Source organism: Xanthomonas sacchari, from assembly GCF_040529065.1.
GTDB classification, from domain to species: domain Bacteria; phylum Pseudomonadota; class Gammaproteobacteria; order Xanthomonadales; family Xanthomonadaceae; genus Xanthomonas_A; species Xanthomonas_A sacchari.
On record NZ_CP132343.1, the window covers coordinates 4,453,918 to 4,467,817 of the forward strand.

13 protein-coding genes are annotated in these 13,900 nt (G+C 69.0%); 3 read left to right on the plus strand and 10 right to left on the minus strand.

Going from position 1 to position 13,900, the window contains the following annotated elements; all coding sequences use genetic code 11:
• Position 1: 1 nt before the first annotated feature.
• The 3 genes from RAB71_RS18840 to RAB71_RS18850 all read right to left on the minus strand — a co-directional run bounded on the left by RAB71_RS18840 (position 2) and on the right by RAB71_RS18850 (position 4,208).
• Positions 2 to 2,503: a TonB-dependent receptor gene (locus RAB71_RS18840; protein ID WP_104609571.1), complete on the minus strand. Its 2,502-nt coding sequence runs from the start codon at positions 2,501 to 2,503 to the stop codon at positions 2 to 4.
• A 114-nt stretch (positions 2,504 to 2,617) separates the two neighbouring features.
• Entirely contained in the window at positions 2,618 to 3,700 is a 1,083-nt protein-coding gene (locus tag RAB71_RS18845; RefSeq protein WP_104609572.1) for a FecR domain-containing protein, read from the minus strand.
• A complete protein-coding gene (locus RAB71_RS18850; protein WP_010342400.1) occupies positions 3,693 to 4,208 on the minus strand; it encodes an RNA polymerase sigma factor in 516 nt (171 codons plus the stop codon). The genes RAB71_RS18845 and RAB71_RS18850 overlap by 8 nt, the downstream gene beginning before the upstream one ends.
• Positions 4,209 to 4,561: 353 nt before the next feature.
• Between RAB71_RS18850 and RAB71_RS18855 the strand changes: the two genes are divergently transcribed.
• Positions 4,562 to 5,632: a pirin family protein gene (locus tag RAB71_RS18855; RefSeq protein WP_236614895.1), complete on the plus strand. Its 1,071-nt coding sequence runs from the start codon at positions 4,562 to 4,564 to the stop codon at positions 5,630 to 5,632.
• Positions 5,633 to 5,829: 197 nt separating this feature from the next.
• On the opposite strand, the gene RAB71_RS18860 is transcribed toward RAB71_RS18855, so the two are convergent.
• From RAB71_RS18860 to RAB71_RS18880, 5 genes are all read right to left on the minus strand, one after another.
• Entirely contained in the window at positions 5,830 to 6,432 is a 603-nt protein-coding gene (locus RAB71_RS18860; protein ID WP_010342403.1) for a hypothetical protein, read from the minus strand.
• 231 nt (positions 6,433 to 6,663) lie between these two features.
• Positions 6,664 to 6,879, minus strand: coding sequence for a hypothetical protein (locus RAB71_RS18865; RefSeq protein ID WP_026143700.1), 216 nt, complete (start codon positions 6,877 to 6,879; stop codon positions 6,664 to 6,666).
• Between the two features lie 3 nt (positions 6,880 to 6,882).
• Positions 6,883 to 7,461 carry a peroxiredoxin gene (locus RAB71_RS18870; protein WP_029562007.1) on the minus strand — a complete coding sequence of 193 codons (579 nt, stop codon included), beginning with the start codon at positions 7,459 to 7,461 and terminating at the stop codon, positions 6,883 to 6,885.
• Between the two features lie 394 nt (positions 7,462 to 7,855).
• Entirely contained in the window at positions 7,856 to 8,329 is a 474-nt protein-coding gene (locus RAB71_RS18875; protein ID WP_138985738.1) for a hypothetical protein, read from the minus strand.
• Positions 8,330 to 8,593: 264 nt separating this feature from the next.
• Positions 8,594 to 9,346, minus strand: a complete 753-nt coding sequence (locus RAB71_RS18880; protein ID WP_017910861.1) for an IclR family transcriptional regulator — start codon at positions 9,344 to 9,346, stop codon at positions 8,594 to 8,596.
• 211 nt (positions 9,347 to 9,557) lie between these two features.
• Here RAB71_RS18880 and fucP point away from each other — a divergent pair, with 211 nt between their 5' ends.
• On the plus strand, positions 9,558 to 10,865 hold the full coding sequence (fucP, locus tag RAB71_RS18885; RefSeq protein ID WP_010342407.1) for an L-fucose:H+ symporter permease: 1,308 nt from the start codon (positions 9,558 to 9,560) through the stop codon (positions 10,863 to 10,865).
• A gap of 3 nt (positions 10,866 to 10,868) precedes the next feature.
• Entirely contained in the window at positions 10,869 to 11,243 is a 375-nt protein-coding gene (locus RAB71_RS18890) for an L-rhamnose mutarotase (protein ID WP_010342408.1), read from the plus strand.
• A gap of 144 nt (positions 11,244 to 11,387) precedes the next feature.
• Here the strand turns inward: RAB71_RS18890 and RAB71_RS18895 are convergent, their stop codons facing one another.
• Both RAB71_RS18895 and RAB71_RS18900 read right to left on the minus strand, forming a co-directional pair.
• Complete coding sequence (locus tag RAB71_RS18895) at positions 11,388 to 12,758, minus strand: L-fuconate dehydratase (RefSeq protein WP_010342409.1); 1,371 nt, start codon at positions 12,756 to 12,758, stop codon at positions 11,388 to 11,390.
• A 270-nt stretch (positions 12,759 to 13,028) separates the two neighbouring features.
• Complete coding sequence (locus RAB71_RS18900; protein ID WP_010342410.1) at positions 13,029 to 13,886, minus strand: fumarylacetoacetate hydrolase family protein; 858 nt, start codon at positions 13,884 to 13,886, stop codon at positions 13,029 to 13,031.
• Positions 13,887 to 13,900 lie beyond the last annotated feature (14 nt).

Consider the following 13,900-nt stretch of genomic DNA (forward strand, 5'->3'; position numbering starts at 1 on the left):
CTCAGAACTTCAGCGACAGGTCGAGGAACACGCCGCGCCCGGCCAGGCCGAAGTACAGCGGCTGGTTGTCGGAGGAACGGGTGCCGGCGTAGCCGATCAGCGCATGCCGGTTCAGCAGGTTGTTGACGTCCATGCTGATCGAGTAGCCCTTCAGGCCGTACGGCCCGTGCGTGCTGCGATAGCCCAGCGCCGCATCCAGGCTGGCGTAGCCGCCCAGGCGCTGGTCGTTGCCGAACACGGTGGCGCCGTTGGCCGCGGTGGTGTTGTCCACACCGTACTGCGCGCCCACCACCTTCTCCATCAGCGAACCGAAATAGCCGGTGCCGCTGTTGTACAGCAGGCCCAGGGCGGCGGTCACCCGCGGCGTGCCGGCGACCTGGGTGCTGCTGTGCTTGTAGGTGGCGTCGTTGTAGCTGGCGTTGGCGTACAGGCTCAGGATCGGCGTCAGCGCGTAGGTGGCCTCGGCCTCGGCGCCGCGGTACACCGCACCGCCGCCGTTGACGAAGGCGCTCTCGGTGCCGCTGTCGGTATTGATCAGGGTCTGGCTGATGTAGTTGCTGAAGTCGATGTAGTAGATGTCGGCGCCGAAGGTCAGGCCACGCGCGGCATAGCTGGTGCCGAGCTGGTAGTTGCTGGTCAGTTCCGGGCGCAGGCCACGGGCGCCGTTGAGTTCGATCACGTCGATCGGCGGCGCCAGGAAGCCGCGCGCGGCCTGCACGTAGCCGCTCCAGTGCTCGTTGAAGCTCTGGTGCAGGCTCAGCGACGGCAGCGTGGCGTCGTAGCTGGCCTCGCTGTGCGCCGGCGCCGGCGGCGTGCTCTTGTTGAGCTCGGCATCGAGTTGGCGCTGCACCCGCGCGTAGCGCAGGCCTGGGCTGAGGGTCAGGCTGTCGCTGAGCTTCCAGTCGTACTGCAGGTACGGCTGCAGGGTGTCGGTACGGTCGTGCAGGTTGTAGTTGTACAGCGGGCCGTACTTGGTGCCGCTGGCCGCGCCGGTGGTCATGTCCACCGGCAACTGCTGGCGCTCGTCCAGGTTGCGCTCCACCCACACGCCGGTCTGCAACTGGCCCGGTCCCAGGTCGCGGGCCAGCCGCAGCACATCGCCGAAGGCGCGGAAATCGTTGTCCGAGAGCTTGCCAGGCACGTCCTTGGCGGCCTTGGACAGCTTCTTGCCGGTCGCACCGTAGAAGGTCACGCCGTTGTCGGCAGCGCTCTCGCTGGTGGGGATGCTGGTCTTGGAAGCGGTGTGGTCGAAGCTGTTGTAGTAGACCTTGTTGTCCAGGTCCCACTCGCCCAGGCGCGTGCTCAGGCCCAGATAGGTGAAGCTGGAGTAGTAGGCGGCGGCGTTGTAGCCGGTGTAGTTCTGCAGGGTCGGATCGTTGCCCAGGCCATAGCGCCACCCGTGCTGCGCGATCTGCGCACGGGTGGCGCCCTGCACGGTGTTCTGGTGTTCCTGGTTGTAGCTGCTGACGAAGGTCAGCGTGGTCGCCTCGCCCAGGTCGGTGACGGTCTTGAGGAAGGCATGTTCGCGGCGGTCGTCGGTGCCCTTGAGGTAGGTATCACTGGCTTCCTTGGACAGGTCCGCGAACAGGCGCGTGTTGCCGATGTGCTCGTCGGCGCTGACGCCGCCGGCCCAGGTGTTCCAGCTGCCACCAGTGCCGTAGACGGTGACCCCGTCGACCTCGCTGGGATTGCGCGTGCGCAGCGCCAGGGTGCCGCCGAAGGTGGCGTTGCCGATGGTGGCGCCACCGCCGGGGCCGCGGTCGATCTCGGCCTGGCCGAGCACGTGGTTGTTGAAGTAGGCCGAGGTGGTGTGGTGCAGGTCGCTGGCATCGCCGAAGGGGATGCCGTCGAAGGTGATGTTGAACTGGCCGTCCTGGAAACCGCGGATGCTGATGCCCTCGTTCTTGCCCAGGCCGGGGCCTTCCGGCGAAGTGGTCACCACGCTGGGCGCGTACTTGATGATGTCGTCGTAGTTGGAATTCAGGCGCAGGCCGTCGCGGATGAAGCGTTCGTCGATCACCGAGGTCGGCTGGCTCGCCTCCAGCGGCGCGGCGCTGGGCGCCAGCGTGTCGACACTGTTGGCGGTGACGTTGATCGGCGCCAGTTCGCGCGGGCCGTCGTGTTCCCCATCGGCCTCGGCGTGCGCCGGGGCGGCGCTGCGCGGCGCCCGCGGCGCGGCGGCCGGCGCGGCGGCGACGCTGCTGCGCACGATGGCGACCGAGCCGGGCGTCAGCATGCGGTAGTCCAGGCCGGTGCCGGCGAGCAAGGCATGCAGTTGCTGCGGCGGCGCCAGGCCGGCCGGCGCGCCGCTGCTGCGCAGGCCTTCGGCCAGCGCCGGGTCGTACATCAGTTGCAGCCCGCTGCTGCGCGCGAACTGGTCCAGCGCCTGCGCCAGCGGCATGGGCGCGATGGCTTGGGCCGTGGCGGCGGGCGCCGACCAGGCCGGCAGCGAAGACAGACTGCCCAACAGCAGGGCAATGGAGACGACGAGAGGCTTGCGCATGACGATCACACCGGAGGGGAGGAAGGGCGGCCCCGTGCGTGCTGCGCGGCGGCCATGCTTCCTAGGAGTGCCCCGGTGCGCCGTGCGGCTACCGTCGATTGCGTGAATTTTTTCTTACAGCGGCGCAGGTGCGTGGCGGATGGTCACCGCGTGCGCGTCGCGCTGCACCTGCACGTCCGGCAGGCTGCCGAGATACGCGACGAAGGCCTCCGGGTCGCGCAGGTGGAACACGCCGCTGACCCGCCGCGCCGCCAGCGCCGGGTCGGCGATGCGCAGCGGCTGCGTGGTGTAGGCATTGAACAGGCGCGCCACCTCGCCCAGGCTGCGATCGTGCACGCCGACCTGCGCCGGCAGCCAGGCGGTGGCGTCGGCGATGTCGGCATGGTCGCGCCGCGCCAGCACGCGGCCCTGTGCATCCACCCGCGCCTGCTGGCCGCCGCCCAGGTCGGCCAGCGTCGTCCCCTCCGACGGCAGGTCGCCGCGGTGCCACCACGCCGGGGTATCGCGCGACACCTGCACCCGCCCCTGCAGCACGGTGACGCGCGCGCCGCCGGCCTGCGGGTCGACCCCGAACACCGTGCCGACGTCGCGCAGCACCAGCGTACCGACACTGACCCGCAGCGGCCGCGCCGGATCATGGCCGAGATCGAACACCGCCTTGCCGCGCAGCAGGGCGATGTCGCGACGCTGCGCGCCGTAGCGCACCGCGATCGCACCGCCGCGGTCCAGTTGCACCACGCTGCCGTCGTCCAGGGCGACGCTGCGCGCCGCGTCCGCCGGGGCGGCGTACACCGTCGCCGGCACCGGCTCCGGCGCGCTCAGGCGCAGCGCAACGCCCGCGGCGGCCAGCGCGAGCACGGCGGCGGCGGCCAGCGGCCAGCGCCTGCGCCGTGGCAGGACACGCCGCGGGTGTGCCACCGACATCGGCGTATCCACATCCGGCCGCAACGGCACCACCACTGCCCCGCTGCGCAAGGCATGCGCGCGCAGTTGCGCACTGCTGGCCTGCTGCGCCTGCGCGGCGGACGGCAGGTCGCCGTGCATCCGCGCGATGTCGAAATAGGCGGCCACGTGCGCCGGCGAGTGCCGCAGCCAGGCCAGGAACTCGGCCTGCCGCGCCGGCGGCAGCGCGGTCTCGCGCTGCGCCAGGTACCAGTCCGCGGCCGCCTCGGCGACGCGCTGCGCATCCTCACGCATAGCGCGCCATGCCCTGCCGGCACACCGCCAGGCCTTTGATGATGTATTTCTTGACCATGTGGCTGGAGATCTGCAGTTGCTCGGCGATCTCCTGGTAGCCCAGTTCGTCGCGGTAGCGCAGCGTCATCGCCGCGCGGCACTTCGGCGGCAGCCGCGCCATCAGTTCGGCCAGGCGCTGCCGGCGTTGCGCGCGATGCACCTGCGCATCGGCTTCGCAGGGCACCGCCAGCCGCTCCAGCACATCGTCCAGGCAGGTGTCGCGCTGGCTGTTGCGCTGGTGCAGCAGCGCGTGCTCGCGCATCAGGTTGGCGGCGATGGTGAACAGGTAGGCTTCGGGATTGGCGATCTCCGGCGCGTGCGCCTCGCTGCGCTGCAGCCGCAGCCACACTTCCTGCAGCAGGTCGTCGGTATCCCAGGCCGCGGCGCGGCGCTTGCGGAAATAGCGGCTCAGCGACGGCCGCCATTGCAGGAACAGCCGCGACAACGCCGGCAGGGGTTCGGAACGCACCAGCCACTCGCAGTGCCGGCGCCATCGGCGGCCGGCGATTCGGAAAGGCTGCGATGCTGGTCCTCGGCGATGACAGTCCGATGACGCACGGGTCCTGCGGGCGCAGCGGAGCGGTTGCGCCCCGGCAAGCATTCAGTTCACCGCTGACTGCCGGGTTCGCGCGATCGGGGCATGCAACGCGGCCGGTCACCGCGCCTGCGCCCTCGCCACGCGAGCGGCGGCCGCGCATCCCAGCGTTTCCCGTGCGGGACAGGATGTCCTTCGGACCGACCTTCCGTTCCATCGGCATCGCCCCATATCGTGAAGGTTGCCGCGTCCAATTCTTGGGCGGCGTTCGCATGAAGGATCTCGCCATGACCGACCCCATCGTCCAGATCAAGCCGCTTGGCTTCCCTTGGGACACGATCGACCCGTTCCTGTTCTGCGTCTACCACGACGATGCCTACCCCGCCGGCAACGGCGCAATGGGCCCGGCGGCGCCCCTGCACGGCCGCGCCATCGGCCAGGACTTCAGCCGCAAGGACGGCTGGAGCATGTATCACGGCGAGGAGATTCCCGGCTTTCCCGGTCATCCGCACCGCGGATTCGAGACCGTGACCATCGTGCGCAAGGGCCTGATCGACCATGCCGACTCGCTCGGTGCGGCGGCGCGCTTCGGCGCCGGCGACGTGCAGTGGGTGACGGCCGGCGCGGGCATCGTGCATTCGGAGATGTTTCCGTTGCTGGACACGGCGGCGCCCAACCCGCTGGAGCTGTTCCAGATCTGGCTCAACCTGCCGGCGCGCAATAAGCTGGCCGCGCCGCACTTCACCATGTTCTGGTCGGAAGACCTGCCGCGCTTCACGGCTACCGACGACGCCGGCCGCACCACCGAGGTGACCTGCGTGGCCGGCCGCATCGGCCCGGTCGACGCCGCGCCCGGCAGCGCCGGCGGCCCGCTCGCGCCGCCACCGGATTCGTGGGCCGCGCAGGACGATGCCGATGTGGCCATCTGGACGATCCGCATGGCACCCGGCGCACGCTGGACCCTGCCCGCCGCACAAGGCCGCGGCACGCGCCGCAGCCTGTACTTCTTCAAGGGCGCAGCGGTGACGGTGGGCGGGCGCCCGGTGACCCGCCACGCGGCGATCGAGCTGCGCGCCGATCAGGCGGTCGAGTTGGTCAATGGCGATGGCGAGGCGAGCGAGTTCCTGGTGCTGCAAGGCCGACCGATCGCCGAACCGGTGGCCCAACACGGTCCGTTCGTGATGAACACCCAGGCCGAGATCGCCCAGGCCATGGCCGACTATCGCCGCACCCAGTTCGGCGGCTGGCCATGGCGGGACGAGGCGCCGGTGCACGGCAGCGACCCGACCCGTTTCGCGCGACATCCGGATGGGCGCGAGGAGCGGCCGGCGTCGCGCGCGGTCGCTGCCGACGGCTAAGGGGTGTCACCGATGCGAGAGGACGCCGCGTTCCCAGCCTCGTACACACGCACTCTGCAAGTCGCTTCGCGCCGTATCGTCACCCCAACCCCCGCTCCGCGCCCCGGCCCGCGCTTGCAGCGCGGGCGCTCCAGGGTGCGCGCGCCAATGGCGCGCAGGCCGCACCCTGTCGGCCAAACGGGAGAGGGGCTAGGTGCTCAGTAGCGCGCCGAGGCCAGCGCCTGCGCGCGCTCCAGTTGCTCGGCGATGCGCTTGCGCGCCTGCTGCAGTTCCTGGCGGGTGGCGTCTTCCTTGGCCGCCGGCACCAATTCGGCATCGATCACCGACAGCGCATCGGAGTACTGCCGCACCACCGCCGCGGCATAGGCGTTCATGTAGGCAGAGTTGTCTTTTTCATCGCCCAGCGCCTGCAGCTGCGCGCGGCCCTTGGCCACCTGCGCTTCGATCTTCTCCGCATCGCCTGGGCCGCCCTTGCCGGCCTTGGCCGGGTCGGCGTCGTGGTGCACGGCGATGGTCTCGCGGGCGAAGTCGGCCACGGTCTTGCTGACGTTGCGCGACAGCGCCTGCTTCGACAGCGCCACCACGTTGCCCTCCAGCACCTGCAGCATCGCCTTGGCCGAGGCGTCGCCGCCGATCGGTGCGCGTCCGCTTTCGCCACCGACCGGCGCGGCGGTGGGCTCCGGCGAGGTGGCCGGTGCGGTGCGCGATGCCTGGTCGCCGGGCTTGCCGCAGCCGCTCAATGCCACGGCAGTCAGCGCGGCGAGCAGGGACAGGCGGACGGGATGAAAGGGTGAGGTCATGAAGCGCTCCTGGTTGGTCTGCGCTCCACCATGCCCATTGCCCGCGCAAACCCGCGTGAATCGTCGGCGGCTGGCGGTTCCGTGGGGCGCGATCGCGTACCAGACGTGCCGTGCAGATTGGCCAAGGTGATGGCGGAAGCGCACTGCTGCGTACGCTCACTGCGATGCGTGATCGCCGCCATTGCATCTCCGGTACCGGAGCCGGCCTGGCGCGGCCGGCTCCGGCGCTGCTCAGCCGCAGCAGTAGCAGACCAACGGCTTTCCTGGTCCGCCCGGCCCCAACTCGCCGCCGAACGGCGCGCACTCCTGCTGGCAGGCCCAGGCGCTGCAGGCCGCCTCCTTCTCGATGCCGTCGCCGGCGGTCGCCTGTACGGCGCCGAAGCCCATGCTGGCCAGGAACACGGCCGCAAGCATCCCGTTGCGTAACGCTGTCCAACGCTGTTTCATGGCTTACTCCTCGATGGTTGCCAAGGCCGGTGGCGCCTCCGTGCTGCGCACTGCGGCCATCAGGTCCTGCATCCGCTCCGTGGTCTCGAAGACGCCGACGCGCGCATAGCGCACGCGCCCCTCGCGGTCCAGGGCAAGCAGCGTCGGCACGTTGCGCGCGCGGAACAGCATCACCGCGCGGCGATCGGTCAACGTGGTCACCGGGAACGTAAAGCCGTGCTCGGCAGCGTAGCGCTGCGCCTGCTCGGGGCTGCACTGGCACACGCCCAGCACCTGCACGCGCGGCTGCTGCGCGGCCAACCGCTGCGCCGCCTGCACGATCTGCGGCGCCGAGCGCTTGCAGTACGGGCAGGTGGTGGTGAAGAAGAACAGCACCTGGCGGTCGGCGGACGGCACGCCGACGGCGGACGGCACGCCGAGCGTCAATGGCGTGCCATCGACCGCAGTGACATCAATGCGCGGCACGTACATGCCCGGATACGGCTCGGTGGTGCGGGTGACGAACCAGCGCCGTTCCTCGCGCAAGCCACGGTTCTGCCAAGCCAGCACCAGCACCAGCGCGCAGGCCGCCAGCAACGCCAACCAACTCCAGGGAAACCGCCGTGCCATGCCGTGTGCCTGTGTCGCCGTGTTCCCTGCAGGCTGCGCAGCCTTGGTGCGATGGTCAACGCTTTGCGCGCATGCGCAGCGACTGCGTGATCAGGCTGGGGAGCGAGTCACGTGCACCGTGGGCGCGCATTCCAGCGGTGTGGCGCATATGGGGGCATGCAGCGCAGGCACGGGCATGCGCTGACCTTGCCGCATGCTGGGCGCGCGGCACTACAAAAGCGGCATGTGGGATGCATCGCATGATCGACGTACGAGGGGCGGCACGTCGGTCAGGAATTTTCCTGAGCGCCACACTTCCGCAGACAATTCAGTCGGCGAAGGTTTGAGTTAAGCCCGGCAGCGGAGCAGCTTCGGCTTGAACGAATTGTTAGGCGGTAGCTGCATGTTCAATCTCTCGAAGTTGCACTTGCCACCAGCCAATCGCCATCGCAAGAACATCCCTGCAATCCTCGCCCTCATAAGGCCCCGCGGCAAGCGGACAGAATAGCTCGTCCGGCAGCGTTGTCATGGTCATGCCAGGGATGACAACAAAGGCCGCCCGCCCGGACATGAAACCGACCTCATACTCTTTCAAGACGGCGTTACGCTCGCTCTCAATGAAATTATGAAAGATCTTGTGTTGTTCGCGATCGTCATGCCAGGAAGCCCAAGCTTGCTTTATAGCGATCGAAAGCCCAGGGCTTGTGCGTGAATCAACCTTGTCGAGAACATGACCGACCGAACGACAAAGAGCCATTGCAGCTACCCAAGTAATCCGAAAACGCAGAGCATCGCTCTCCAACTCTAGAAACTGGTGCGCTGCCTCAAGGTCGCCGAGAACTTTGCGTGCGGTTGAGGTCATCTTTTTCTGTCGCCTAAAACACGAGTTAAGCCGCACCGCGACGCGGGTTCGGATTGAATGAATGGTTGGGCTGGTGCCACGAGGTGGTAACGCACGGACCGTGCTCCCCAGCACCGCCACCGAGAACTGAGCATGCCACAGATCGCCTTCTTGAGGCTTGCACCAGGTAATTGCCCGGTGATTCCGGTGCGCGGGGCACTTCACCGCTCGCTTCTTGCACGCCGTCAAGGCACCCCAGCTTCGGAATCGCCAGGAACGCCGCACCTACGCCAACGCCGCACTGATCTGCGCCGCGGCATCGCACACCGCGCGCATCGCGGCCTGCGCGTCGATCGGTTGCGGGCGACGTTCGATGAAGGGCACGGTCAGGGTGTAGCGGGCGACGCCGTGCTGCAGGATCGGCGCGGTGAGATCGATCACGCCGACCACCGCCTCGCTGGGATGGATGCTGTAGCCCAGCGCGTGCACCTCCTGCGCCGCAGCCAGGAACGCGGCGCGGTCGTACGCCACCTCGCTGGCGTCCAGGCGCTGCAGCAACTGCGCCTGCGCATCGGCCGGCTGGAACGCGAACAGCACCAGGCCCGAGGTGGAATGCGCGAACGGGCGGCGGTGGCCGGGGCGCACCACCAGGCCGAGGTCGCTGGGCACGTCCATCTGCGCGATGACCACGATCTGGTCGTCCGACGGCGCCACCAGGTGGCAGGGCTGGCGAATCGCGTCGGCCAGCGCGCGCATCACCGGCAGCGCCACCTCGGTGACGTTCTGCACCCGCGGCTGCTGCATGCCGAGCATGAACAGGCGGTTGGTCAGCGTGTAGCCGCCCTCGCCCGCGGTGCGGGTCAGGTAGCCGCGCTCTTCCAGCACCTGCAGCATGCGGAAAATCTCGCCGCGCGAACGGCCGATGCCCTGCGAGATCTCGCCCATGCTCATCGGCCGCCCGTCGCGCGCCAGCAGCTCCAGGATGTCCAGCCCCTTGTCCAGGGCGGGCGCGCGGTACTTGGGCAAGGGGGTGGTCATTCCGTCGAGGGCCCGGCAGCAGGTGAAGAGGACTAGGGTACAGGGACGCCGCGCCGGGCCGCACCATGGCGGCCTGCGCTGCAGGGATTGGCGCCGATCGCCTCATGCACATATGAACTCAAATTTTATATTTGCATGGCACTCGTCGGCGCAGTACGCTCCGCCGACAATCCGAACGCGACGCGGCACACCTTGGGAGGGGTAGGCGGCAATGCACTACAGCAGCGAATCCGCCACACCGGCGTCCGCCAGTCTCACCCGGACCGCGCTAGCGCCGTTGGTCCTGATCGTCAGCCTGTTCTTCCTCTGGGGCATGGCGAACAACCTCAACGACATCCTGATCAAGCAGTTCAAGAAGGCCTTCGAGCTGAGCGACCTGCAGGCCGGGCTGGTGCAGAGCGCCTTCTACCTGGGCTACTTCGTGTTCGCGATCCCGGCGGCGATGTTCATGCGCCGCTACAGCTACAAGGCCGCGGTGGTGCTGGGCCTGCTGCTGTACGCGGTCGGCGCGTTCCTGTTCTACCCCGCCGCGCAGGTGCACACCTACTGGCTGTTCCTGCTGGCGCTGTTCGTCATCGCCAGCGGCCTGGCCTTTCTGGAAACCACCGCCAACCCGCTGGTCACCGTGCTCGGCCCCGCCGAGGGCGCGGCGCGGCGGCTGAACCTGGCGCAGGCGTTCAATCCGCTGGGTTCGATCACCGGCATCCTGGTCGGTCAGCACTTCATCCTCTCCGGCGTGGAGCACACCCCGCAGGAACTGGCGGCGATGGCACCGGCCGCGCGCGAGGCGTTCTTCGCCACCGAGTCGCTGGCGGTGCAGACGCCGTACCTGATCATCGGCGCGGTGGTGCTGCTGTGGGCGCTGCTGATCGGGCTGACCCGCTTCCCGGCCACCCGCGCCGATGGCGAGGGCGCGCGCGCCGGTGGCTTCGGCCAGCTGCGGCGCAATGGCCGCTTCGTGTTCGCGGTGGTCGCGCAGTTCTTCTACGTCGGCGCGCAGGTCGGCATCTGGAGCTACCTGATCCGCTACCTGCAGGACGGCGTGCCGGGCACCCCGGAAAAGACCGCCGCCGATTTCCTCACCCTGTCGCTGGTGCTGTTCATGGCCGGCCGCTTCATCGGCACCGCGCTGCTGCGGTTCCTGGCGCCGGCGCGGCTGCTGGGCGTGTTCGCCCTGCTCAACCTGCTGCTGTGCGCGGTGGCGGTGGCGCTGCCGGGCTGGATCGGCCTGTATGCGCTGGTCGCCAGCAGTCTGTTCATGTCGGTGATGTTCCCGACCATCTTCGCCCTGGGCCTGGACGGACTGGACGACGATGCGCGCAAGCTGGGTGCGTCGCTGATCGTCATGGCGATCATCGGCGGCGCCGCGCTGACCGCGGTGATGGGCGCGGTGTCCGACCATGCCGGCATCCACTGGGCGCTGGCGGTGCCCGCCGTCGGCTTCGCGGTGATCCTCGGCTTCGCGCTCCACGCGGCGCGCCGCGACGCGGCGTCCCTGCCCTCTGCCCGTGGAGCCTGAGCCATGCCGCGTCATTGCTACCTGCTGGACCTGCACGAGGACCCGGCGCTGATCGCCGAATACGAACGCTGGCACCGTCCCGACACCGTGTGGTCGGAGATCGTCGCCTCGCTGCGTGACGCCGGCATCCGCGAGCTGGACATCCACCGCTGCGGCGATCGCCTGGTGATGCTGATGGAGGTGGACGAGGACTATTCGCCCGCGGCGAAAGCCGCCGCCGACGCCGCCAACCCGCGCGTTCAGGCGTGGGAGGAGTTGATGTGGCGCTTCCAGAAGCCGCTGCCCGGCTCGGCGCCTGGCGAGAAATGGCGCGAGGCGCTGCAGATCTTTTCGTTACAGGCGGCGCTGGCGGAACTTGAGCGCAAGAGCGCGGACTGAGGCGATTGCGAGCGGGATGTCGGTCTTGACCGCTGGTGCAGGCGGTTGCAGTGCCGCTTCGTTTGTCGCGGCTGAAGCCGCTCCTACGAAAAGCGATCCGGGGCCACTGGCGCTGTCGTAGGAGCGGCTTCAGCCGCGACCGCTTCAACGCCGCCGGTGCGCTTCCGTCAGCGGAAACGCACCTAGGCGGCAAACCTCGCCGCCCTGCGCCGCCAGATCCGCGCTCCAGAACGGGCCGTCCGGGTACAGGAACTGGCTGACCGAGGCGGCGTGCATCTCGGCCGAGAAGCCCGGCGTGGTCGGCGCCAGATAGCGGCCGTGGACGATCCGCACCGGATCGACGAAGTGCTGGTGCAGGTGGTCGACGAACTCGATCGCGCGGTCTTCCATCTTGCCGGTGATGGCGACGAAATCGGCCATCGCCAGGTGTTGCACCAGTTCGCACAGGCCCACGCCGCCGGCATGCGGGAACACGCGCACGCCGAACTTGGCCGCCAGCAACAGGATCGCCAGGTTCTCGTTGACGCCGCCCACGCGCGCGGCATCGATCTGGATCAGGTCCACCGCGCCGGCCTGCAGCAACTGCTTGAACACCACCCGGTTCTGGGTGTGCTCGCCGGTGGACACCGGCACCGGCGCAATACCGCGGCGGATCGCGGCGTGGCCGAGCACGTCGTCGGGGCTGGTCGGCTCCTCGATCCAGGCGATGTCGAACTCGGCGAGCTGGCGCATCCAGGCGATCGCCGGGCCCACGTCCCAGCGCTGGTTGGCGTCCACCGCCATGGCGATGTCCGGGCCGATCGCGGCGCGCGCCAGGCGGCAGCGGCGGATGTCGTCCTCCACGTTGGCGCCGACCTTGAGCTTGATGGTGCGGAAGCCATCGGCCACCGCTTCCTTGGCCAGGCGCACCAGCTTCTCGTCGGAATAGCCGAGCCAGCCCGGCGAGGTGGTGTAGGCCGGATAGCCCTGTTCCAGCAACGTCTGGATACGTTCGGCGCGCAGCGGTTCGGCGGCGCGTAACATGGCCAGCGCCTCGTCGGGGGTCAGCGCGTCGCTGAGGTAGCGGAAGTCGATCGCGGCCACCAGTTGCTCCGGCGACAGCTCGGCGATGAAGCGCCACAGCGGCTTGCCGGCGCGACGCGCGGCCATGTCCCAGGCGGCGTTGACCACGGCGCCGATGGCCATGTGCATCACGCCCTTCTCCGGGCCCAGCCAGCGCAGCTGCGAGTCGTCGGTGAGGCTGCGCGCGAACCCGCCCAAGTCGCCGATCACCGTCTCCACGTCGCGGCCGACCACGTGATGCGCCAGCGCCGCCACCGCCGCGCTCTGCACGTCGTTGCCGCGGCCGATGGTGAAGGCCAGGCCGTAGCCGGCCAGGCCGTCGTCGGCGTCGGTGCGCAGGCGCAGATAGGCGGCCGAATAATCCGGATCCGGATTCATCGCATCGGAACCGTCCAGTTCGCGCGAGGTGGGGAAACGGACGTCGAAGGTCTCGAGCGCGACGATTTTGCTCATGGGGATCCTGGTCGGTGAGGCGGAAAGAGGAACGGTCGAAAACAACGATGGAGCAGCCCCTCTCCCCCCGGGAGAGGGGTTGGGGTGAGGGTGCGGTGGTGCAGGACTGCAGCCGACCCTGTGAAACAAGAACGAAGCGAGGAACAAGCAGCGGGATTGCTCTCTCGCGAGCGAAAGCCGCACCGGAATGCATGGCGAGGTGGCTTCGCCCCGGACCCTCACCCCCAACCCCTCTCCCGAGGGGAGAGGGGCTTACATCTCGCGCGTTGCTTACTGCGCGTCGCGCGGATGCGCGACCACGGCCTGGCGTTGCTCGCCCAGGCCTTCGATGCCCAGCCGCATCACGTCGCCCGGCTTCAGGTACACCTGCGGCTTCTGCCCCAGGCCCACGCCCGGCGGCGTGCCGGTGCTGATCACGTCGCCCGGCAACAGCGTCATGTAGCGGCTGATGTGGCTGACCAGCTCGGCCACGCCGAACACCATCGTGCGGGTGCTGCCGTTCTGGTAGCGGTGGCCGTTGACCTCCAGCCACATCGACAGGTTCTGCGGATCCGGCACCTCGTCGGCGGTGACCAGCCACGGGCCGATCGGGCCGAAGCCGTCGCAACTCTTGCCCTTCACCCACTGCCCGCCGTGCTCCAGCTGGAACGCGCGCTCGGACAGGTCGTTGATCACCGCATAGCCGGCGACGTGCGACAGCGCCTCGTCCACCGACACGTCGCGCGCGGTATCGCCGATCACCACGCCCAGCTCCACTTCCCAGTCGGTCTTGAGCGAACCGCGCGGGATCGTCACGGTGTCGTTGGGGCCGCTGATCGCGCTGGTGGCCTTCATGAACAACACCGGCATCTCCGGCACCGCCATGCCCGACTCGGCGGCGTGGTCGGCGTAGTTCAGCCCGACGCAGATGAACTTGCCGACACGGCCCACGGCGGCGCCGTAGCGCACCTCGCCGTCCACCTGCGGCAGCGTGGCCGGATCGAGCGCGCGCAGCCTGGCCAGGCCGGCGGCGGTGAGATGCTCGCCGGCGATGTCGTCGATCACCGCCGAGAGGTCGCGCAGGTGGCCGTCGGCATCGAGCAGGGCCGGGCGTTCGTGGCCGGGTTCGCCGTAACGCAGCAGTTTCATGGGGAAATCCTCTG